At 32.6% G+C, this 23608-nt stretch carries 23 protein-coding genes; 20 read left to right on the top strand and 3 right to left on the bottom strand.

The features are described 5' to 3' along the window. Positions 1-228: 228 nt before the first annotated feature. Complete coding sequence (locus CA_RS18775) at positions 229-1296, top strand: HD-GYP domain-containing protein (RefSeq protein ID WP_010966912.1); 1068 nt, start codon at positions 229-231, stop codon at positions 1294-1296. A gap of 79 nt (positions 1297-1375) precedes the next feature. Here the strand turns inward: CA_RS18775 and CA_RS18770 are convergent, their stop codons facing one another. Beyond that, a complete protein-coding gene (locus CA_RS18770) occupies positions 1376-1630 on the bottom strand; it encodes an AbrB/MazE/SpoVT family DNA-binding domain-containing protein (RefSeq protein WP_010966911.1) in 255 nt (84 codons plus the stop codon). Between the two features lie 576 nt (positions 1631-2206). On the opposite strand from CA_RS18770, the gene CA_RS18765 reads away from it, so the two are divergent. Together CA_RS18765 and CA_RS18760 are read left to right on the top strand one after the other, a co-directional pair. After that, the gene (locus CA_RS18765; protein WP_014519086.1) at positions 2207-3091 is read left to right on the top strand and encodes a GNAT family N-acetyltransferase; all 885 of its coding nucleotides are present in this window, start codon (positions 2207-2209) and stop codon (positions 3089-3091) included. 201 nt (positions 3092-3292) lie between these two features. Next, complete coding sequence (locus CA_RS18760) at positions 3293-3538, top strand: AbrB/MazE/SpoVT family DNA-binding domain-containing protein (RefSeq protein ID WP_010966909.1); 246 nt, start codon at positions 3293-3295, stop codon at positions 3536-3538. Between the two features lie 46 nt (positions 3539-3584). On the opposite strand, the gene CA_RS18755 is transcribed toward CA_RS18760, so the two are convergent. Next, positions 3585-4283, bottom strand: coding sequence for a helix-turn-helix domain-containing protein (locus CA_RS18755; RefSeq protein WP_010966908.1), 699 nt, complete (start codon positions 4281-4283; stop codon positions 3585-3587). Positions 4284-4630: 347 nt separating this feature from the next. Between CA_RS18755 and CA_RS18750 the strand changes: the two genes are divergently transcribed. The 17 genes from CA_RS18750 to CA_RS18665 all read left to right on the top strand — a co-directional run bounded on the left by CA_RS18750 (position 4631) and on the right by CA_RS18665 (position 22895). Beyond that, a complete protein-coding gene (locus CA_RS18750; RefSeq protein WP_010966907.1) occupies positions 4631-4852 on the top strand; it encodes a helix-turn-helix domain-containing protein in 222 nt (73 codons plus the stop codon). Between the two features lie 113 nt (positions 4853-4965). Then, complete coding sequence (locus CA_RS18745; RefSeq protein WP_010966906.1) at positions 4966-5886, top strand: ABC transporter permease; 921 nt, start codon at positions 4966-4968, stop codon at positions 5884-5886. Between the two features lie 18 nt (positions 5887-5904). Further along, positions 5905-6831 (top strand): ABC transporter permease, encoded by a 927-nt coding sequence (locus CA_RS18740; protein ID WP_010966905.1) that lies wholly within the window; start codon positions 5905-5907, stop codon positions 6829-6831. 10 nt (positions 6832-6841) lie between these two features. Further along, positions 6842-7864, top strand: coding sequence for an ABC transporter ATP-binding protein (locus CA_RS18735; RefSeq protein WP_010966904.1), 1023 nt, complete (start codon positions 6842-6844; stop codon positions 7862-7864). Next, a complete protein-coding gene (locus CA_RS18730) occupies positions 7851-8831 on the top strand; it encodes an ABC transporter ATP-binding protein (RefSeq protein WP_010966903.1) in 981 nt (326 codons plus the stop codon). The genes CA_RS18735 and CA_RS18730 overlap by 14 nt, the downstream gene beginning before the upstream one ends. A 74-nt stretch (positions 8832-8905) precedes the next feature. Next, positions 8906-10555: a peptide ABC transporter substrate-binding protein gene (locus CA_RS18725; RefSeq protein WP_013913630.1), complete on the top strand. Its 1650-nt coding sequence runs from the start codon at positions 8906-8908 to the stop codon at positions 10553-10555. A 338-nt stretch (positions 10556-10893) separates the two neighbouring features. Beyond that, the gene (locus tag CA_RS18720; protein WP_010966902.1) at positions 10894-11112 is read left to right on the top strand and encodes a helix-turn-helix domain-containing protein; all 219 of its coding nucleotides are present in this window, start codon (positions 10894-10896) and stop codon (positions 11110-11112) included. A gap of 35 nt (positions 11113-11147) precedes the next feature. Then, positions 11148-12068: an ABC transporter permease gene (locus CA_RS18715; protein WP_010966901.1), complete on the top strand. Its 921-nt coding sequence runs from the start codon at positions 11148-11150 to the stop codon at positions 12066-12068. 17 nt (positions 12069-12085) lie between these two features. After that, positions 12086-13003 (top strand): ABC transporter permease, encoded by a 918-nt coding sequence (locus CA_RS18710; RefSeq protein WP_010966900.1) that lies wholly within the window; start codon positions 12086-12088, stop codon positions 13001-13003. 12 nt (positions 13004-13015) lie between these two features. Continuing rightward, complete coding sequence (locus CA_RS18705; protein WP_010966899.1) at positions 13016-14038, top strand: ABC transporter ATP-binding protein; 1023 nt, start codon at positions 13016-13018, stop codon at positions 14036-14038. Continuing rightward, entirely contained in the window at positions 14025-15005 is a 981-nt protein-coding gene (locus tag CA_RS18700) for an ABC transporter ATP-binding protein (RefSeq protein WP_014519085.1), read from the top strand. The genes CA_RS18705 and CA_RS18700 overlap by 14 nt, the downstream gene beginning before the upstream one ends. A 73-nt stretch (positions 15006-15078) precedes the next feature. Beyond that, positions 15079-16731 (top strand): peptide ABC transporter substrate-binding protein, encoded by a 1653-nt coding sequence (locus CA_RS18695; RefSeq protein ID WP_010966897.1) that lies wholly within the window; start codon positions 15079-15081, stop codon positions 16729-16731. A 485-nt stretch (positions 16732-17216) separates the two neighbouring features. Next, on the top strand, positions 17217-18914 hold the full coding sequence (locus CA_RS18685; RefSeq protein WP_010966895.1) for a peptide ABC transporter substrate-binding protein: 1698 nt from the start codon (positions 17217-17219) through the stop codon (positions 18912-18914). Between the two features lie 116 nt (positions 18915-19030). Next, positions 19031-19963, top strand: a complete 933-nt coding sequence (locus tag CA_RS18680; RefSeq protein WP_010966894.1) for an ABC transporter permease — start codon at positions 19031-19033, stop codon at positions 19961-19963. 11 nt (positions 19964-19974) lie between these two features. Then, on the top strand, positions 19975-20895 hold the full coding sequence (locus CA_RS18675; RefSeq protein WP_010966893.1) for an ABC transporter permease: 921 nt from the start codon (positions 19975-19977) through the stop codon (positions 20893-20895). A gap of 12 nt (positions 20896-20907) precedes the next feature. Next, the gene (locus CA_RS18670; protein WP_010966892.1) at positions 20908-21927 is read left to right on the top strand and encodes an ABC transporter ATP-binding protein; all 1020 of its coding nucleotides are present in this window, start codon (positions 20908-20910) and stop codon (positions 21925-21927) included. Next, positions 21927-22895: an ABC transporter ATP-binding protein gene (locus CA_RS18665; protein ID WP_010966891.1), complete on the top strand. Its 969-nt coding sequence runs from the start codon at positions 21927-21929 to the stop codon at positions 22893-22895. Before CA_RS18670 ends, CA_RS18665 begins: the two co-directional genes overlap by 1 nt. 30 nt (positions 22896-22925) lie before the next feature. Here CA_RS18665 and queC read toward each other — a convergent pair whose 3' ends face one another. Further along, complete coding sequence (queC, locus tag CA_RS18660; protein WP_010966890.1) at positions 22926-23594, bottom strand: 7-cyano-7-deazaguanine synthase QueC; 669 nt, start codon at positions 23592-23594, stop codon at positions 22926-22928. Positions 23595-23608: the final 14 nt, after the last annotated feature.

The raw sequence follows: 23608 nt of genomic DNA, 5'->3' as shown, positions 1-23608 counted from the left end.
ATTATTTGTTTAACATGTTATATAAAAATTTAATACAGTTTTTATAAATCTATTATAAAAACATTTAGTTTTTAATACAAAATATCATTAAATGTTATTTTATTGTACATAATGTAACAATATAGTATAATAGTTTAGAAAATGCTTTTAAAGGATTTTTAGCTTAAAATACGGTGAGAATGCAGACAGCAAAATCATTTTCCAATATTTTAGGATAGGGTGAGAGAATTGAATAAGTGCAGAGTAAATACTATTGATTGTACTAGTGATTATGTGCTTGCAGAGGACATATTTTCATATAACAATGTGAAATTTATTAGTAAATACACACCGATTAACAGTTATATAAAAACGAAGCTTTTAAGCAATAGCATAAACCAAATTAATGTATATAAAAGAGATGAATATGAAAAGGATGCAAAAAGAGAAACAGTTTCTAAGGAACAATATTATGAAGAATTTAAGGAAAGCTATGAAGAAACTGTATTAAAGTTAAAAGGCTTTATTATTGGTGCTTGTAATGGTAAAAAGATCAATGATGAAGAGCTGTTAAATATATCTCAAAAAATATATGATGATATTGATAGAGCAGATTTTCTAATAAAGTACGCTGGTAATATTAGAGACAAAGATGAATATACATTCTATCATAGTGTGAATGTATCCTTTTATGGTATGCTTATAGCTAAATGGATGAATCTTTCTGAGAAGCAGATTCGTGAAGTTATATCGGCTGGATTGCTTCATGATCTTGGTAAAACAAAAATAAAAAATAGCATATTAAATAAACCTGGAAGATTAACAGATGAAGAGTTCGAGGAAATGAAAAAACATCCTCTCTATGGGTATGAAATTATCAAGGATGATCCTACTATTAATGATGATATAAAGAATGTTATATTACAACACCATGAAAGGATAAACGGGACAGGCTACCCGTATGGAATTAAAGCAGATGAAATGGGCCTTTATTCTAGAATTATAGCTATAGCAGATGTATATGATGCGATGACTTCTGATAGAGTATATAAGAAGAAAAAGTCACCTTTCAGAGCATTTGAAATGTTTAAAACAGAGGGTATATCTATATTTGATACTGATATACTTAGAGTATTTTTGAATAATATAAATGTGTATTTCATAGGTGCGGAGGTTTTACTTAATGACGGCAGAAAAGGCAAAATAGTGTACATACCGCCTAATAATTTATTAAAGCCTATATTGAAGATGAACTCTACTTATATTGATTTTTCAAAGGATAATGGATACTCTATAAGCGAAGTAATCGATATGTAATGGCAGATAAATTAAAAATACGATGAACATAAATATTTTACTATTTTTGTTCATCGTATTTTTAACTATATAAACAAATTTATTTAACTGTGTCTTGAAGCTCTTCCTTACAATGTTTGCATACGCGCACACCCTTAAAGTATGTTATATCACTTAAAGAGTTACAGAAAGTGCAACCAGGTGCGTATTTTCTTAGAACTATATGGCTTTCAACTTCATCTATAAAGATTTCAAGGGAGTCTCCTTCGTTTACATTGAGCTGAGATCTAGTTTCTTTTGGTATAACTATTCTTCCAAGTTCATCTACTTTTCTAACAATTCCAATTGAATTCATTTTATTCACTCCTAATTAATTTATACTATATTACAATTTTATAAAAAAAATTCAAAATATCAAGGTACAAATTTTCATTATATGGGAACTATTATGAAAAAACGTAGAAAAATTAATAAAATTTATAAATTTTTTTAAATTAAGTTCAATTGAATGTTAAAATAAGTAAGGAATTTAATAAAAACAGTATATGCATATATAAGAATAATATGGCAAAAATAAAAATGTGTATATTTCCCGTTGGAAAACATTTTCATAAGTGTAAAAGCTTATATTTTTACAATAAGTTAACAAAATTTCCTTGTAAAATAGAGATCTCATATGTATAATTAAAGTATATTTGTAAAGGGGAGGTCGTTAATATGAAAAGTTTTCATTTTAAAAATAGAATTAAATTAGAAAGTAAATTTGCGACCTTAGCGGTAAAATAAGATTTTAGGCAGACTATTGTAGTTAAAGCCATGGGGGGCAACCTATGGTTTTATTTTTTTGGTAAATGGTTTTGACATAAAGTAGCCGTGGAGTTGTTAATTCTATGGCTATTTATTTTTTGTAATGTAGAAAATAAGAGGTGATATGAGATTGGTAATTAAAGAGTTTAATAGTTTAAATACGGAATTAGTAAGAGAGATAGAAAAGTTAACAGAAACTTGCGGTAAATTTGATGGGATTCAGGAAGAGGTTAACTTAGATGATGGTTTTAACTTTAACAAGAGTATGAAATGGCTATTTGTGCTTTATGAAAAGGATAAAGTTGTAAGTGTTGTAAGTATATTTGCCCCTAAAGAAGAAGAAGGGGAAATTTCAGCGTGCACGCTTCCTGAATATAGAAGAAAAGGTTATTTTAAAGAATTGCTTAGTAAGGCTAAGAATGAGCTCTTAAAGTATAATGTGCCAAAGATATTGTTTGTATGTCCCAAAGGGTCTAAGCAAGGAGAGGCTGTAATTAAAAATAGTGATGCAATATATAAATTTGCTGAATACACTATGAATTTTAATAAAAATAAATTTAAGGCTAAGGGTAAATATATTACAAAATTAGCTGAAGCGAATTACAATGATTTAAATAAGATAACAAAAGTAGCATCTGATGTATATAGTGAGAGCTATGAGCAGGCAAATTCTATGATGAAGAATGCGCTTGAATCCAGCGATAGACTACAGTTTAAGTTGAAATTAAAAGAGGATTATATAGGAGTTGTAGCCGCATACTTTTATCATGATAAGGTATCTATTTTTGGAGTTGGAATATTACCAGAGTATAGAGGCAGAGGATTTGGACGAGAAATGATGAGTATGCTTTTAGAATACTTAATTGAAAGGGATTATGATGACATAGCCCTTGAGGTAGATAGCAATAATAAAAGGGCATTTGAATTGTATAAAAGCATTGGATTTCAAATTGAAAGAGAAATAGACTATTATGAGGAAAAAATAAATAATACATTTTATAGTTATTAATCATAATAAAGGAAAATACGCGATACATTATTCGATAAAAAGCTACAATAAATTTCAAAATATAGTCCTCAAAAATGGTTTTTAAGAAAAATAATGAAAAAAATTAAATTATATTAATATTTAAGTTGACTTATAATGTAAATAATGCTATAATTTAAACAAGACAAAGTCGAATGTTGTTACTTTAGGAGGTATTTATTAATGAAATCAACAGGTGTAGTTAGAAGAGTAGATGAATTAGGAAGAATAGTTATTCCTATAGAGTTAAGAAGAACATTAGAAATAGCAGAGAAGGATGCCTTAGAGATATATGTTGATGGCGAGCAGATTATACTTAAGAAGTATCAACCAGCATGTATTTTCTGTGGAGATGCAAGAGATGTAATTAACTATAAAGGAAAAAATATTTGCCAAAGTTGTTTGAATCAATTGAAAGAAGGCAAATAGTTAATATTTACAATAAGAAAAACACCAGGGTTACTGGTGTTTTTACTTATTTAATAAGTTTTTGTATGTCCATTGATGCTTGATTATTTACGGAGTTTAGAATATCAATTACCAAGCTTTTATCTTTTGTGTTTAAATTTTCAAAGAATATAAGTAACTTCTTTTCTTCACAAGTACATTGTACCATTCCATGATTATCGTAGCTTAAAGGTTTATTTCCCTTAGAGTTCATTAAATAGGCCTGCTGTAGTTTGGCATCCGATTTAAGATATGTAATATTACCATTAAACATCCAATCCATACTTACATTAAAATAGTTACAAATTTTAAATAAATCAAAAGCTGAAACATTTTTTTTTATTAATATTTCATGAAAGATATCTTTTGAGATATTTAACTTTAAGCACAGCCCATCTATAGTTTCATGAAAGTACTTCATAGTAAATATTAGTCGTTTTGAGAAATCAACAGCAGCACCATTATTGCACTCAGCAATACTGTTAGACTTTGCGTACATTACTTCATCTATAGATTTAGGAATAGCTCCCTTACCATAAACTATCCAATCATAGTTTGTTTTAAAAAAGTTAGCAAAAGAAATTAATGCTACTCTTGATGGCAAAAAATCATTTTTTTCATAATGACTTATATTACCTCTTTGAACACCTGTCTTTTCGGCAACCTGTTTTTGAGTAAGATTATTAAGTTTTCTCAAATACTTTAGCCTTTCCCCAATAGTATTCATAATAAAAACCTCCAATGAAAAAAGCGTTTATTACGCAGGATTTTAAAGAGAATAAGCATTTTTTTAATAAAAACACAAAAAAAACGCAAAAAACATGCTATATCTATATTTGTAAAAAGTATTTATAGAGCATAAAATAAATAGTAGTTTGATAGAAATATACATCAAATTAATACTTTAATAAAAAAACACCCTTTTATATATCAATAGTGAAATTTTATTTCTCATATCATTTTAATAATCAACTCATATACACTTTATTTTAACAAAGTTTTTTGGCAATTTCGATAGAATTAAAAAATATTTATGCATTTTTTCTTTTAAATATTAAAAATGGGGGGGCTCATATGAGAGAAAAACGATGTCTTACTCCACTTGGCATAACCTGTAAAAAGATGATGGTTGAGAAAAGTATTTCTCAGGCAGAGTTAGCGAAGAGGGTGGGAACAAGCAGTAAATATTTAGATTTGATATTCCATGGAGATAGAACTGGAAAGAAGTACATATTAAGAATCATTAGAGAATTGGGGATAGATTCTGAAAATATAAAAGAAAATTATAGCTTATAAATTTAATTGTTGAAGAGCTGTATTTTAACCTTAGATATTAATATACATGTTCCAATAAAATTTAATAAGATACAAAAGCATACAAAAGCGTATCAAGTGAGAGGAGAAACAAGATGTTTAAGTATATTATAAAAAGATTTATTGCAAGTATTGTAACTTTATGGCTAGTTGTAACATTTACTTTTTTGTTAGCACATGCAATACCAGGAGGACCTTTTACAAGCGAAAAGAAATTACCACCAGCTATTGAGGCCAATTTAAAAGCTAAGTTTGGTTTAGACAAGCCACTTAGTCAGCAATATGTAACATATCTTAAGAATATGGCTAAAGGCGATTTAGGAATGTCAATGCAATACGAAGGAAGAATGGTTAGAGATATAATAACTTATTCATTCCCTAATTCAGCAAAGCTTGGAGGAGTAGCAATTTTATTTGCAGTTATAGTGGGATTATATTTAGGAACTATGGGTGCACTTCATCAAAATAAATGGCAGGATGGGTTAAGTACTTTAATTTCAACTTTTGGAGTAACTATTCCTAGCTTTGTTCTTGCAACGTTACTTATTTATTTATTCTCATTAAAGCTTCAAATACTACCAGCAGTAGGTTTCTCTACTCCATCAAATTACATTATGCCTGCACTTGCGCTCGGTATATTCCCTATGGCATTTGTAACAAGATATACGCGTTCAATGCTCATTGATGTTTTAGGTCAAGATTACATGAGGACCGCAAAGGCAAAAGGACTATCAAAGAGAGTAATAACTTATAAACATGCACTTAAAAATTCTTTAATACCAGTAATAACATATTTAGGACCACTTATAGCAGGTGTCTTAACTGGAAGTTTTGTTGTTGAATCCATATTTGGTATACCAGGACTTGGAAGAGAATTCGTACTGAGTATTGATAATAGAGACTATACAACCATAATAGGTGTTACTGTATTCTTTAGTGCAATCCTAATATTATGTAACTTGGTGGTTGATATACTATATGTAATAGTTGATCCTAGAATAAAATTAGAAAATTAGGCTTTTAGGGGTGTGAATATGGAAAATACAAATAATATAAATAAAGATTTGTTTAAACCAGTAAGTGAAGATAGAAAAAAGACACATGAGAAGGCAAGACCAAGTTTTACTTATTGGCAGGACGTTTGGAGAAGATTTAGATCAAATAAATTAGCTATGATTGGTTTGGCAATTATAGTAGCTGTCACTTTATTTTCTGTTGTGGGACCACTTTTATCAAAATTCAATTACTATACTAATGACTATGCATCAGCAAATTTATCACCTAATTTAACACATCCTTTTGGAACTGACAATTTAGGAAGAGATATTCTTACAAGAATTATGTATGGTGGAAGAATATCACTTACTATAGCACTTGTTGCTAGTGTAATAAGCTTTGTAATAGGAATTATATATGGTGGAATATCAGGATATTTTGGTGGAGCTGTTGATAACATAATGATGAGAATAGTTGAAGGTGTTTCCTCACTTCCTTTAATGATCTATGTAATATTAATAATGGTAATTGTAGGTCAAGGAATGACAAGTCTTATAATCGCAATAGCGTTAACCTACTGGGTTGATATGGCACGTATAGTTAGAGGACAAATCTTGCAGTTAAAACAAGAGGAATTTGTACTTGCAGCTAAAACATTAGGTGCTTCATCTACAAGAATATTAGTAAAGCACTTAATACCAAATACTATGGGACCAATTATAGTTAATTTAACATTGAACATACCTAGTGCAATATTCACAGAAGCATTTTTAAGCTTCGTTGGACTTGGAGTTCCAGCACCAAAAGCTTCATGGGGAACATTATGTTCGAATGCACTTGGGTCATATCAATTATTCCCATACCAACTTTTATTTCCTGCTTTAGCACTATGTATAACTATGTTCGGTTTTAACTTCTTAGGTGATGGCTTAAGTACAGCTCTTGATCCTAAAATGAGAAAGTAGGAGGATAACGATGGAAAAATTACTTGAAATAAAGAATTTAAATACCTCATTTTTTACTCATCTTGGTGAAGTAAAGTCTGTAAGAGGAATTTCCTTTGAATTAAATAAAGGGGAAGCTCTCGGCATTGTTGGAGAATCGGGTAGTGGAAAAAGTGTAACGATGATGTCAGTTATGGGGCTTCTTCAGGAAAATGGAAAAATAATAGATGGTGAAATTATATTCAACGGAGTAGACCTTGTAAAAGCTTCAGAGAAAGAAATGGAGAAGATAAGAGGAAATAAAATGGGAATGATATTCCAAGATCCTATGACTTCTTTGAATCCAGTTCTAACTGTAGGTGAGCAGTTAACAGAAGGAATAAAAAAGCATCTTAAAATGAGTTCAGCAGAGGCAAATAAGCATGCTGTAGAAATGCTTAAATTAGTTGGTATACCAAGTCCAGAAAAAAGGATGAAGCAATATCCCCATGAATTTTCAGGTGGTATGAGACAAAGGGTTATGATTGCTATGGCAATTGCGTGTAGACCAGAATTATTAATTGCTGACGAACCTACAACAGCACTTGACGTAACAATACAGGCGCAGATACTTGAGCTTATGAAAAACTTAAAAGATAAAATGAATACATCAATAATACTTATAACTCATGATTTGGGCGTTGTTGCTAATCTGTGTACTAAGATAAATGTTATGTATGGTGGAACAATCATAGAAAAAGGTAATGCAAGAGAGATTTTTTATAATCCTAAACATCCATATACCTGGGGACTTTTGAAGAGTATTCCAGATCCTACAAAGGATAGTAAAGAAAAGCTTGTTCCAATAGACGGATATCCACCAGATCTTTTAAATCCACCAAAGGGATGCCCTTTTGCCGCAAGATGTCCTTATACAATGGAAATATGCATGGAAAAATCTGCTCCTGCCTTTAAAATAGGTGAAGATCACGAAGCAGCATGCTGGCTCAATCATCCAGATGCACCAAAGGTTAAGGAAGAAGAAGGAAGGAGTAAAGACGATGCCACAAGATAAAGTATTACTTGAAGTAAAAAATTTAAAGAAATGGTTTCCTGTAAAGAAAGGCTTCTTTGGAGGAAAGGTGAGTAATGTAAAAGCAGTGGATGATGTATCTTTTACTATAAATAAAGGTGAAACTTTAGGCTTAGTTGGAGAATCTGGTTGTGGTAAAACTACAACAGGAAGAACAGTGTTAAAGCTTTATGAGCCAACTTCTGGACAAATAATATATGATGGAAAAGATATTGCAAAGTTGAGCTATAAAGAAATGCTTCCATATAGAAGAAAAATGCAAATGATTTTTCAAGACCCGTATGCATCGCTAAATTCAAGAATGACAGTAGGGGATATAATTGGAGAATCAATTGATATTCATAATTTATCAAAGGGAAATGAAAGAAAAGAGAGGATAGAGTATCTTCTTAAAAAGGTTGGCTTAAATGGAGATCACATAAATAGATATCCTCATGAATTTTCTGGTGGTCAAAGGCAAAGAATAGGTATAGCTAGAGCTTTAGCTGTAGAACCTGAGTTTATAGTATGTGATGAGCCTATATCTGCGCTTGATGTTTCAATACAGGCACAAGTTGTAAATATGCTTGAGGAACTTCAAGAAGAGCTTGGTTTAACTTATCTATTCATAGCGCATGATTTATCAATGGTTAAGCATATTTCAACCAAGATAGGAGTTATGTATTTAGGGAATCTTATTGAAGTTGGAGAGAGTTCAGAGCTTTACAATAATCCACTTCATCCGTACACAAAAGCACTTTTGTCTGCGGTACCAGTACCAGATCCAGATGAAGCAGCAGCAAGGCAAAGAATAATACTTGAAGGAGAGATTCCGTCACCTATAGATCCTCCAAAGGGATGTAAGTTTAGAGGTAGATGTAAGTATGCTAAGCCTGAATGCGGAGAAGCTACACCAGCGTTTAAAGATATGGGCAATAATCATTCTGTAGCTTGTTATTTGTATCAATAAGGCTCTATAAATTTTGTTATTTGGTAGGTTAAACTGCTAAATTATATAAAAAACATTCGGGGAGGAATAACAATATGTTAAAAAGAAGATTAACAAAACTAAGCGCAGCTTTAATATCAGCTCTCTTAGTTGGAAGTCTCCTAGCTGGCTGTGGTAGTAGTTCAAGCAGCACGTCAGGAACAGAGCAAAAGGTTAGCTACAATTTAGGTGCAGATCCACAAACAATAGATCCAGGCCTAAATAATTCTATTGAAGGCGGTACAGTTATTGAGAACGCTTTTGAAGGTCTAGTAGATATAGACAAAAATGAAAAAGTTGTACCTGGAGTAGCGTCATCATGGGATATTTCAGCAGATAAACTTACGTACACATTCCACTTAAGAAAAAATGCTAAGTGGTCAGACGGAAAAACTGTAAAGGCACAAGATTTTGAATTTGCATGGAAAAGAGCATTAGCACCAGAAACAGCTTCAGACTATGCATATCAACTTTACTATCTTAAAAATGGTGAAGCTTACAACAATGGAAAAGCTAGTAAGGATGATGTAGGAGTTAAAGCTGTAGATGACTACACTCTTAAAGTTAATTTAGAAGCTCCTGCTCCATATTTCTTAAGTTTAACAGCTTTCCCAACATACATGCCATTAAGACAGGATATAGTTAGCAAGGATAACAAGGGTTGGGCTACAAAGAAAGAAAATTATGTAAGTAACGGACCTTTCTACATGACAGATTGGAAGTTAAAAGCAACAATGACATTCAAGAAAAATCCAAATTATTGGAATAAGAACACTGTAAAATTAAATTCAATAACTTATTACATGTTATCACAAGAATCAAGTGCTACAGCAGCATTTACAAGTGGTCAGGTTGATATCAATGACTTAATACCATCTGTTCAAAAATCAGCATTAATCAAAAAAGGTGATGCAAAGGCATATCCTTACTATGGAACTTACTTCTTCGACGTAAATGTAGGAGATAAGGATCCTTCAAATGGTGCTGATATAACAAAGGTTCTTAAGGATCAAAAAGTAAGAGAAGCTTTAAGTCTTGCTATAGATAGAGAATCAATTGTAAAGAATGTTACAAAGGGTGGAGAAAAACCAGCAACTTCCTTCGTACCTAGTTCAATAAAACTTGCGGACGGAAAGGCATACAAGAATAAAGACTACTATCCTGCAAAAGGTGACGCTAAAAAAGCTAAACAATTATTAGCTGAAGCTGGATATCCAGATGGTAAGGGCTTCCCTACTCTTCAGATAATGTACAATGAAGGATCAAACCACCAAGATATAGTTCAAGCGCTTCAAGATATGTTTAAGAAAAACTTGAATATAAATGTTACACTTCAAAGTGTTGAAAGAAAAGTTCAACTTGATAACTTAACTAAACAGCAATACCAGATATGCAGAGCTTCATGGATAGCAGATTACAACGATCCTATGACATTCATGGATATGTACGTAACAGGTGGAGGAAACAACAATCCTGGCTACAGCAATCCAGAATATGATGCATTAATTAAAGACGCTAAATCAACTACTGATGCAAGCAAGAGAATCAGCGATATGCATAAAGCAGAAGATATTCTTATGAAGGATTTACCTATAATTCCTATCTATGAATACACAAATGTAGTTGAAGTAAAATCTTATGTTAAGGATCTTCACAAGTCACCACTTGGATTTGTATACTTCAATAATACTTATATCCAAAAATAATATATAGTTAAGAATACCGTAGGCTATTTAATTTAGCCTGCGGTATTTTTTATGCAAACAATATTACATTAAAAGTATAAAAAACATAGCAATTACATAAATGTTTTAATGATGCATGATTTTAAAGAAAAGCGGTGATTATTTGACAAAAACTCAATAAAAAGGCAAAAATTATGCTATATTGTTATTTGCAAAATGAATTTATAGCTAATACAATAAAAGTATAATTGATAGAACCATACATCAATAATATATTATTGTAAAAGAGTATTATTAAGGAATAATGTTTACAATGTATACGTAATAATAATTTTTATATTAACCTGGGGAGGTAGCTTATGGATAAAAAACGACGTCTTACATCATTTGGTATAGCATGCAAGAAGGCGATGCTTGAAAAGGAAATGTCTCAAACAGAGTTAGCTAGGAGAGTAGGATCTAGCACTAAATACTTAGATTTGGTTTTTCATGGTGAAAGAACAGGTAAAAAATACATATCAGCAATTATAAAAGAATTAGGTATAGATCCTGACAGTATAGATAAGAGCATAGCTTAGAGTTAATAATTATTAATCATGAGGGGAGAAACAAAATGTTTAGGTATATTATAAAGAGGTTTATTGCAAGTATTGTAACTCTTTGGATAGTTGTAACATTTACTTTTTTGTTAGCTCATGCAATACCAGGAGGGCCATTTACAAGCGAAAAGAAATTACCACCAGCCATTGAGGCTAACTTGAAAGCTAAGTTTGGATTGGATAAACCACTTGGTAGTCAGTACACAACATATCTTACTAACATGCTTAAGGGCGATTTAGGTATGTCAATGCAATATGAAGGAAGAATGGTTAAGGATATAATAACTTATTCATTTCCTAATTCAGCAAAGCTTGGCGCAGTGGCTATTTTATTTGCAGTTGTAGTCGGTGTATATTTAGGCGCTATGAGTGCTATTCACCAAAATAAATGGCAAGATGGACTAAGCACTTTAATTTCAACCTTTGGAGTAACTATTCCTAGTTTTGTTCTTGCAACACTTCTTATCTACTTGTTTTCATTAAAGTTTAAAATATTACCAGCGGTAGGCTTTTCTACTCCATCTAATTATATTATGCCCGCACTTGCACTTGGTATATTCCCTATGGCATTTGTAACAAGGTATACGCGTTCAATGCTTATTGATGTTTTAGGTCAAGATTATATAAGAACAGCAAAAGCAAAAGGATTGTCCAAGAACATAATAACCTATAAGCATGCACTTAAAAATTCCTTAATTCCAGTAGTAACGTATTTAGGGCCACTTATAGCAGGGGTTTTAACTGGAAGTTTCGTTGTTGAATCCATATTTGGAATACCAGGGCTTGGAAGAGAGTTCGTACTCAGCATTGACAATAGAGACTATACAACCATAATAGGCGTTACTGTTTTCTTTAGTGCTATTCTCATACTGTGTAATTTAATAGTGGATATATTGTACGTAATAATTGATCCTAGAATAAAGTTACAAAATTAGTTTGGAGGGTATGAGATATGGAAAGTATAAGTAAGGATTTATTTAAGACCGTAAGTGAAGATAGAAAGAAAACACATGAGAAGGCAAGACCTAGTTTTACTTATTGGCAGGATGTTTGGAGAAGATTTAAGTCCAATAAATTAGCTATTGTTGGCCTTGTTATTATAATTGCTGTCACTTTATTTTCTGTTGTTGGACCACTCTTTTCAAAGTTTAACTACTACACTAATGATTACGCATCAGCAAATTTATCACCTAATTCAATACATCTATTTGGAACTGATAACTTAGGAAGAGATATTCTTACAAGGGTTATGTATGGTGGAAGAATATCTCTTACTATAGCACTTGTTGCTAGTGTAATAAGCTTTGTAATAGGAATTATATACGGTGGAATATCGGGATATTTTGGAGGAACTGTTGATAATATAATGATGAGAATAGTTGAAGGCGTTTCCTCACTTCCTTTAATGATTTATGTAATATTAATAATGGTCATTGTAGGTCAAGGAATGACCAGTCTTATAATTGCTATAGCATTAACCTATTGGGTTGATATGGCACGTATAGTTAGAGGGCAAATTCTTCAGTTAAAACAAGAGGAGTTTGTACTTGCAGCTAAAACACTAGGTGCTTCGTCTAAAAGAATACTTATAAAACATCTGTTACCAAACACTATGGGACCTATAATAGTTAATTTGACCTTAAATATACCTAATGCAATATTCACAGAAGCATTTTTAAGCTTCGTTGGACTTGGAGTTCCAGCACCACAGGCTTCATGGGGAACTTTATGCTCGAATGCACTTGGCTCATATCAGTTATTTCCATATCAACTTTTATTTCCTGCTTTAGCACTATGTATAACTATGTTCGGTTTTAATTTCTTAGGTGACGGTTTAAGTACTGCTCTTGATCCTAAAATGAGAAAATAGGAGGATATAACTATGGAAAAATTACTTGAAATAAAGAATCTAAACACCTCATTTTTTACTCATCTTGGTGAAGTAAAATCAGTAAGAGGAATTTCCTTTGAATTAAATAAAGGAGAAGCTCTCGGCATTGTTGGAGAATCGGGCAGTGGAAAAAGTGTAACGATGATGTCAGTTATGGGGCTTCTTCAAGAAAATGGAAAGATAGTTGAAGGTGAAATTATATTCAATGGTATGAATATTACTCATGCACCTGAAAAAGAAATGGAAAAAATAAGAGGAAATAAAATAGGAATGATATTTCAAGACCCTATGACTTCTCTGAATCCTGTTCTTACAATAGGAAATCAAATAGCAGAAGGTATAAAAAAGCATCTTAATATGAACACAAGTGAAGCGATTAAACGTGCTATAGAAATGCTTAAATTAGTTGGTATACCAAGCCCGGAAAAGAGGATGAAGCAATATCCCCATGAATTTTCAGGAGGTATGAGACAAAGGGTTATGATTGCTATGGCAATTGCATGTAAACCTGAGCTTCTAATTGCTGACGAACCTACTACAGCACTTGATGTAACAATACAGGCTCAAATACTTGAACTTATGAAAAAATTAAAAGAAAAGATGAATACATCAATAATATTAATAACTCATGATCTAGGTGTTGTTGCCAATTTATGCAGTAAAATAAACGTTATGTATGGCGGTCTAATTGTGGAAAAAGGTGATGCAAGAGAAATTTTTTATAATCCTAAGCATCCATATACCTTAGGGCTTTTAAAGAGTATACCAGATCCTACAAAGGATAGTAAAGAAAAGCTTGTTCCAATAGATGGATATCCACCAGACCTCTTAAATCCACCAAAGGGATGTCCTTTTGCAGCAAGATGTCCTTATACAATGGAAATATGTATGGAAATGCCTGTTCCATCTTTTAAAATAGGCGAAAACCATGAAGCTGCATGCTGGCTTAATCATCCGGATGCACCAAAGGTTAATCCAATTAATGAAAGGAGAGAAGACAATGCCACAAGATAAAGTATTACTTGAAGTAAAGAATTTAAAGAAATGGTTTCCTGTGAAGAAAGGTTTCTTTGGTAAAAACGTCAGTAATGTAAAGGCAGTAGATGGTGTGTCTTTTCAGATAAAAAAGGGAGAAACCTTGGGGCTTGTTGGAGAATCAGGTTGTGGGAAAACTACAACAGGAAGAACAATATTAAAGCTTTATGAGCCAACTTCTGGACAAATAATATATAACGGAAAAGATATTGCAAAGTTGAGTTATAAAGAAATGCTTCCATATAGAAGAAAAATGCAAATGATTTTTCAAGATCCTTATGCATCATTAAATTCAAGAATGACAGTAGGGGATATAATTGGAGAATCAATTGATATTCATAAGTTGTGGACCGGTAAGGAGAGAAAAGAAAGAATAGAATACCTTCTTAAAAAAGTTGGTCTAAATGGAGATCATATAAACAGATATCCGCACGAGTTTTCTGGTGGTCAAAGACAAAGAATAGGTATAGCTAGAGCTTTGGCTGTAGAGCCTGAGTTTATAGTATGTGATGAGCCTATATCTGCCCTTGATGTTTCAATACAGGCACAAGTTGTAAATATGCTTGAAGAGCTTCAGGAGGAACTTGGACTTACATACCTCTTTATAGCACATGATTTATCAATGGTTAAGCATATTTCCACTAAGATAGGAGTAATGTATTTAGGAAACCTCATAGAAGTAGGGGAAAGTTCAGAGCTTTACAATAATCCGCTTCACCCATATACAAAAGCACTGTTGTCTGCGGTACCAGTACCAGATCCGGACGAAGCGGCAGCAAGACAAAGAATAATACTTGAAGGAGAGATTCCATCACCTATAGATCCTCCAAGGGGATGTAAGTTTAGAGGTAGATGCAGATATGCTAAGCCTGAGTGTAAGGATGCTGCACCAGAATTTAAGGATATAGGGGAGAATCATTCAGTAGCTTGTTATCTATATAAATAAAGCATCATTAATTTGGTATTTGGTAGGTTAAACTGCTAAATTATATAAAAAATATTCGGGGAGGAATAACAATATGTTGAAGAGAAAGTTAACAAAACTAAGCGCTGTTTTGGTATCAGCAGCACTAGCGAGCAGTCTTTTGGCTGGCTGTGGTAGTAGTTCTTCAAGTAGTACATCGGGCACAGAGCAGAAGGTAAGCTATAATTTAGGTGCAGATCCACAAACAATAGATCCAGGATTAAATAATTCAGTTGAAGGTGGTACAGTTATTGAGAATGCTTTTGAAGGATTAGTGGACATAAATAAAAATGAAAAAGTTGTTCCTGGAGTAGCATCATCATGGGATATTTCAGCAGATAATCTTACTTATACATTTCATTTAAGAAAAAATGCTAAGTGGTCAGACGGAAAACCAGTAAAGGCAAAAGATTTTGAATTTGCATGGAAAAGAGCATTAGCACCAGAAACAGCTTCAGACTATGCATATCAACTTTACTATCTTAAAAATGGTGAAGCTTACAATAACGGAAAAGCTAGTAAAGATGATGTGGGAGTTAAAGCTATAGATGATTACACTCTTAAGGTTAATTTAGAAGCACCTACTCCATACTTTTTAAGTCTAACTGCATTTCCAACATATATGCCATTAAGAGAAGATATAGTTAGTAAGGATAACAAGGGTTGGGCAGCTAAGAAACAAAACTATGTAAGTAACGGACCTTTCTATATGACAGATTGGAAAATGAAAGCAACAATGACCTTTAGTAAAAATCCAAACTATTGGAATAAGAATACTATAAAGTTAAATTCAATAACTTACTATATGTTGGCGCAAGAATCTAGCGCTACAGCAGCATTTACAAGCGGACAGGTTGATATCAATGATTTAATACCAGCTGTTCAAAAATCATCGCTAATTCAAAAAGGTGATGCAAAGGCATATCCTTACTATGGAACTTACTTCTTTGATATAAATGTAGGTGATAAAGACAGTGCTAATGGAGCTGAAATAACAAAAACTCTTAAAAACCCAAAAGTAAGAGAAGCATTAAACCTTGCTGTAGATAGAGAATCAATTGTAAAGAATGTTACAAAGGGTGGAGAAAAACCTGCAACTTCATTTGTACCTAGCTCAATAAAGCTTCCTAACGGAAAGACATTTAAGAATAAAGATTATTATCCTGCAAAAGGTGATGTTAAAAAGGCTAAACAATTGTTAGCTGAAGCCGGATATCCAGACGGTAAGGGCTTTCCTTCAATGCAGATAATGTATAATGAAGGTTCAAATAATCAAGATGTAGTTCAAGCACTACAAGATATGTATAAGAAGAACTTAAATATAAACTTTACACTTCAAAGCGTTGAAAGAAAAGTTCAACTAGATAATTTAACTAAGCAGCAATATCAAATTTGCAGAGCTTCATGGATAGCAGACTATAATGATCCTATGACTTTTATGGATTTATTTGTAACTGATTCGGGAAACAATAATTCAGGTTACAGTAATCCAGAATATGATGCATTAATTAAAGATGCTAAAACAACTAATGATGCAGATAAGAGAATCGATGATATGCATAAGGCCGAGGATGCTGCAATGAGAGATTTACCTGTAATTCCTATATATGAATACACAAATGTAGTTGAAGTAAAACCGTACGTTAAAGATCTTCACAAATCACCACTTGGATTTGTATACTTCAATAATACTTATATTAAAAAATAAATAAAAGATAAGTACTACACAACTATTTACAGTAGTTTTGTAGTACTTTTAATTTACCGTGTTATATTATTACATATATTATAATCGGTGCATATTTGAATTTAATATACCATTTTTTTTAAATAAGTGTTTATTACGCATTATTTTAAAGGAAATAGGCAGTTTTTTAATAAAAACACAAAAAAAACATCAAAAACGTGTTGGATTAATACTTGAAAAGAGCTTTTATAATGCATACAATAAAATATAATTAATGGAATCAAAAACATATACTGTAGTTTATACAAAATATATAAGTAATTTTATTAATATTAAGAAAATGTTAAACATAACATGTTAATAGTTGTTACTGCTATAGATTTCAATATAAGTAATTTAATACAATGTAAAATAAGGGTGTTTTTTTCTGCAATATAAAAAATGGGTAATACAGCTAGACTAAAAAATAGCGTTTACAGTATAAATTTATTAAGGGGGAAATTTCAATGAAAAGTAAAAAATTATTGTCAGTAATACTATCGGCAGCGGTTATTTCAACAGTTGCTTTATCTGGTTGTGGTAGTTCTTCAACCTCAGCAGGGGCTTCTGGTGCACTTGATAAGGATCAGCATTTAAATGTTGAGGTCCCTACATCTGATGTTAAAACTCTTGATCCATCAAAGGGATCTGATGGTTACTCTGCATACGTTCTACAGGAGACCATGGAGGCACTCTCTAGAGATGAAGTGAAAAATGGTAAAGAGGTAGTGGTACCAGCTGGTGCTAAGAGCTGGAGCCAATCCTCAGATGGTCTTACTTGGACATTCCATTTGAGAGATAATAAGTGGTCAGATGGAAAACCTGTTACAGCAGATCAATATGTGTATGCTCTTAGAAGAAGTTTAGATGCAAACACAGCTTCAGAGTATGCATATCTATTAATAGGGGCAGGAATTAAAAATTCAGATGAGATAAATAAGGGGAAGATGTCATCTGATCAATTGGGAGTAAGTGCTCCAGATTCAAAAACTCTTGTAATAAATTTATCACACCCATGCGCATATTTTGAGAAATTACTTAACTTCAAATTCTTTATACCACAAAGAGAGGATATGGTTAAAAAGGCAGGATCAAAATATGGCTCGGCTGCAAATACTTTAGTCTATAACGGACCTTTTAAAATGACTTCAATGGTAAGCGGAAATAAAATAGAACTTGTGAAGAATGATCAATATTGGGATAAGAAAAGTGTAAAACTTGATAAAGTAACAATGTATTTTATGGATGATGCAAATACAATGTTAAATGCACTTCAAAGTGGTCAAATTGATATTGCAGATACACTTAGACCTGAATGGGTTAGTAGATTTAACAAGACTGGAAAGTTCAATCAAGTAACTGGAAATGTTCCAACTAACTCATATTTGGAATTTAATAATCAAGACAAAAACAAGTTACTAACAAATGCTAAAATAAGAAAAGCTATTTCACTTTCATTAAATAGAAAAGATTATCTTAAAACTACAAGCTATAATATTGGAACTGTATCAAATGCATGGGTTCCAAAAGCTATTGATATAGGAGACGAATCATACAGATCTAAAGCAAATGTATCCGTAAAGGACAGTAAAGAAGATCCTAAAGAATTATTTAAACAGGGATTAAAAGAGCTCGGAATGGATACAGATTTAAGCAAGGTTGTTTTAAATGATGAAGAGGCTGGAACAGATGAAAGACATAAATTAGAGGGCGATTACTTAATAAATGCATTTAAGAAAAACCTTGGAGTAACTTTAAAAGTTGATTATAAAGAATGGAAACAGTTCTTGCAAGATGAAGAGGACTTAAACTATGAAATGCAAAGTGGTGAAATGTGGTCAGCAGATTATAATGATCCTATGACATTTATGGATATGTGGGAAACTGATGCAGCAAAGACTAAGAATGGATATGCAAACAAAGAATATGATGCATTAATAGAAGATGCAAAAATTCAAAAGGATCAAGCTAAGAGATTAGATGACTTTAAAAAAGCAGAGGATTTACTTGTTAATAAGGACGCAGCAATTGCTCCAACCTTCAGCCAAGGAGAAAATCTATTTGCATATAAATATGTTAAAGGCATTCAAACACCACAATTTGGAGCAAGCGGATCAAGAGATGTAGAATTTAAATACGCTTATATTTCAGGAAAAAATAAATAATCTCACTGTATTCTAAGGCTTAACTAGCAAACAAATATAATGAGATTACGGCAGAGATATTTTATTGTCTCTGCCGTATAAACATATATTTATATTTTAATTTAGGAGGATTAAAGATGCTGAAATATACGCTTAAAAGATTTGTGTACATGATAATAACCATTTGGATAGTTATCACCATAACCTTTGTTATGATGCACTCTATACCAGGTAATCCGTTTTCTACCGGAAGATCATTATCTCCACAGACAAAAATTAATTTAAATAAGAGATATGGTTTAGATAAGCCATTGCCTGCTCAATATGCAATATTTCTTAAGAACCTTGTTTTTCATGGAAGTTTGGGAGAATCATATACTTATCCAGGCCTAACTGTTAATAGCATAATAGTAGAGAGGGCACCGGTTTCTGCAGCGCTTGGAGCAGAAGCATTGATTTTTGCTCTAGTTATTGGTATGACATTTGGAATTATAGCAGCATTTAAAAGAAATCATTGGCAGGATTATCTTGTGATGATAATAGCAATTTTAGGTATAGCTATACCGTCATTTGTTTTAGCAGCTTTATTACAATATTTTTTAACAGTAAAAATAGAAATATTACCTACCTCAGGATGGGGTGGCTTTAAATATACAATATTACCAGCACTTTCATTAAGCTTAGGAATAATAGCGGTTTATGCAAGGTACATGAGAAGTAGTTGTATAGATGTTTTAGGACAGGATTATATAATGACAGCAAAAGCTAAGGGTGTTTCCAAGGTACCACTTATATGGAAGCATGTTACAAGAAATGCCATTTTACCTGCTATTACTATATTAGGACAACAAATTGCAGCTGTTTTAACTGGAACTTTTGTTATTGAATCAGTATTCTCCATACCAGGAATAGGTAGGTATTTTGTAACTTCAATAACAAATAGAGATTATCCTATTATACTTGGGACAACTATTTTTGTTGCCGTCGTATACATAATATCCGTTTATTTAGTGGACATATTATATAGTCTTGTAGATCCGAGAATAAGACTAAGTAGTAACAAAAAATAGGAGGGGAAAAAATGGCTGAAACTTCAAGTAAAAAGTTTGAAATTATTGGATGCGAAAATAATAATTCCGAAGAGATAGTCAGGAAAAACGTAACCTATTGGCAAGATGCATGGAGAAGATTAAAGAAAAATAAAGTTGCTATTGCTTCTTTAGGTATATTGATATTAATAATAATTTTAGCTATAGTTGGGCCAATGCTAAGGCCATTCGGAACTAATGATGTAAATAACTCTATTAAGAATATGGGAGCAGATTCTACTCACTGGCTTGGAACTGATGATCTTGGAAGAGATTTGTGGGTTAGGCTTTGGATTGGAACTAGGTCATCTATAATAATAGGTGTGGTTGGAGCTGCAATAGAGCTTGTTATAGGTGCAATTTATGGTGGAATTTCAGGATATTTCGGTGGAATTGTTGATGATATAATGATGAGAATTATCGAGGTATTAAACAGTATACCGTACTTAATTTTAGTATTGATAGTTATAATAGTTTTAAATAGCACAGGTATAGTACCGTTAATTATTGCAATGACACTTACTGGTTGGGTAGGCATGGCTAGAATTGTAAGAGGACAGGTCTTAGCTATAAAGGAACAGGAATATGTACTTGCTGCTCACACATTAGGTGCAGGCTCTTTAAGAATAATAATGAAACATTTACTGCCTAATGTTATTGGGGTAATGATAGTTGACGTTACGTTTGCCGTTCCAAACTATATTTTTGCAGAGGCATTTTTAAGTTATATTGGTTTAGGTGTTAAGCCGCCAAGTACAAGCCTTGGAGCATTGTGCTCTAGTGGTCAAACAAATTTGATGTTCTATCCAGCACAACTTTTTTGGCCTTCACTTATTATATGTCTTATAATGCTTACGTTTAATCTTTTAGGTGATGGTTTATCCGAAGCGCTTGATCCTAAGCAGAGACAGTAGGAGGTAACTATTATGGAAAAAGTATTAGAGGTTAAAAATTTAAAGGTTTCTTACCATACTTATGCTGGAGAGGTTCAATCTGTGAGAGGTGTAAGCTTTCATTTAAATAAAAGTGAAACCTTAGCAATAGTTGGGGAATCAGGCTGTGGAAAGTCTGTTACATCTAAATCAATAATGAGGCTTATAGATTGTCCTCCAGGAGAAATAAAAGAGGGTTCAGAGATTCTTTTTGGTGATAAAGATATTTTAAAGATGGATGATAAGGAATTAAGCAAGCTTAGAGGCGGAGATATAAGTATGATTTTCCAAGATCCTATGACTTCGCTTAATCCAACAATGAAGGTTGGAAAGCAAATTGCTGAAAGTATTATGATTCATAAAGGACTTAAGGAAAAAGAAGCTTTTAAGGAAGCTATAAAGATGCTTGAGGCTGTTAATATACCAAATGCGGATAAGAGAGCAAACCAGTATCCTCATCAATTTTCTGGTGGAATGAGACAAAGAGCGATGATTGCAATAGCACTAGCTTGTACGCCTAAAATATTAATTGCAGATGAGCCAACAACAGCTTTGGATGTTACTATTCAAGCCCAAATAATGGATCTTATGCACGAACTTCAAGAAAAACTAGGAACAGCTATAATTCTTATAACTCATGATTTAGGAGTGGTTGCAAGTGTAGCACATAGAATTCAAGTAATGTATTCTGGTATTATTGTTGAGAGAGGAACTACTGATGATATTTTTGAAAATCCACAGCATCCTTATACTTGGGCACTTCTTCAATCCGTGCCAAGACTAGATACTGCAAACAAAGGTGAGCTGTATTCATTAAACGGTACTCCTCCAGATTTGCTTAAACCACCAGCAGGGTGTCCGTTTGCTGCAAGATGTAAGTATTGCATGGGAATTTGTAAGGAACAAATGCCAGAAGAGACTAAATTATCAGAAACACATTCAGTTAGCTGCTGGCTTAAGGATTCTAGAGCACCAAAAGTAGAATCACCTATTACAAGAGGAGGTGCGCTATAATGGCTGAAGGTAATAAAAGCGATGTTTTAATTGAAGTTAAAAACTTAAAAAAGTACTTTAATGTAGGTCATAATGCAATATTAAAAGCAGTGGATGATGTAAGCTTCACAATTAAAAAGGGTGAGACTCTAGGACTTGTTGGAGAATCAGGCTGTGGTAAAACTACATGTGGAAGAACTGTTTTAGGATTATATCAGGCAACAGAGGGAGAAGTAAACTATGACGGAGTAAACATACATAGTTTAAGAGGTAAGGCAAAAAAGGAATTTAGCAAAAAGGCTCAAATGATATTTCAAGATCCGTATGCATGCCTAAATCCAAGAATGACTGTAGGAGATATAATTGCAGAAGGAATCGATGTTCACGGTTTATATAAGGGTGAAGAAAGAACTAAAAAAATATATGAAATGTTAGATCATGTTGGACTTAATAGAGAACATGCATCTAGATTTCCACATGAGTTTTCAGGTGGTCAAAGACAAAGAATTGGTATAGCCAGGGCGCTTGCTATAAATCCAGAGTTTATCGTCTGTGATGAGCCAATATCAGCGCTGGATGTTTCAATACAAGCTCAAATAGTAAATCTTCTTATTAAGCTTCAGAGAGAGATGGGTTTAACTTATTTATTTATTGCCCATGACCTTTCTATGGTAAAGCATATTTCTGATAGAGTAGGAGTAATGTATTTAGGAACAATGGTGGAGTTTGCTGCTAGTCATGACCTATATGAGAATCCACTACATCCATATACTAAAGCCTTAATGTCAGCAATACCAATACCAGATCCTAAGGTTGAAAAAACTAGACAGAGAATAAAGCTTGAGGGAGAAGTGCCAAGTCCAATTAATCCTAAACCAGGATGTAGATTTGCAGGAAGATGCAAACAGGCAAAACCCGATTGTTTTGAAAAGAAACCAGAGTTTAAGGAAATTGAAAAAGGACACTTTGTGAGCTGTCATTTATATTAAAAAAGTCCTGCAAATTTTGCAGGGCTTTTTTTACTTATATAGTCTTTTGAATTCTACATATCCGTTTTTTCTGAGCTTACAAGCTGGACACTCTCCACAGCCGTTGCCCTTAATTCCATTATAACAAGTTAAAGTTTCATTTTTTACTATATCTAAAACGCCTAAATCATCGGCAAGTTTCCAGGTTTCAGCTTTGTCTATCCACATAAGGGGTGTTATTAGTACAAATTGATAATCCATAGCTAAGTTTAAAGTTACGTTTAGAGATTTTATAAACACATCTCTACAATCAGGATAACCGCTGAAGTCACTTTGAGATACCCCAGTTATTATGTTATTTATTCCTCTCTGTTTTGCAAATACAGCTGCAAAGCTTAAAAAGAGCAGATTTCTTCCGTCTACAAAAGTGTTAGGAGGACCGTCTTTAGGTGCATCTTCATCTACTTTCATATCAGCTCTAGTTAAGGAATTAGGAGCTAGTTGATTTAGAAGCTTCATGTCCAAAATATGATGTTCAACTCCGTGTTTTTTACATATATCTTTTGCACATTCAAGTTCAAGCTTATGTTTTTGATTGTAATCGAAGGATACAGCTACAACCTCTTTATATCTTTTCTTTGCCCAAAATAAACAGGTTGTGCTGTCTTGTCCTCCACTGAATACTACGAGAGCTTTCTCTTTATTTATACTTATTTCCATATAAATCTCCTTTC

Source organism: Clostridium acetobutylicum ATCC 824 (genome assembly GCF_000008765.1).
Taxonomy (GTDB): domain Bacteria; phylum Bacillota; class Clostridia; order Clostridiales; family Clostridiaceae; genus Clostridium_S; species Clostridium_S acetobutylicum.
The sequence above is the reverse complement of the archived record's forward strand: the minus strand, read 5'-3'. Positions and strand labels throughout refer to the sequence as shown.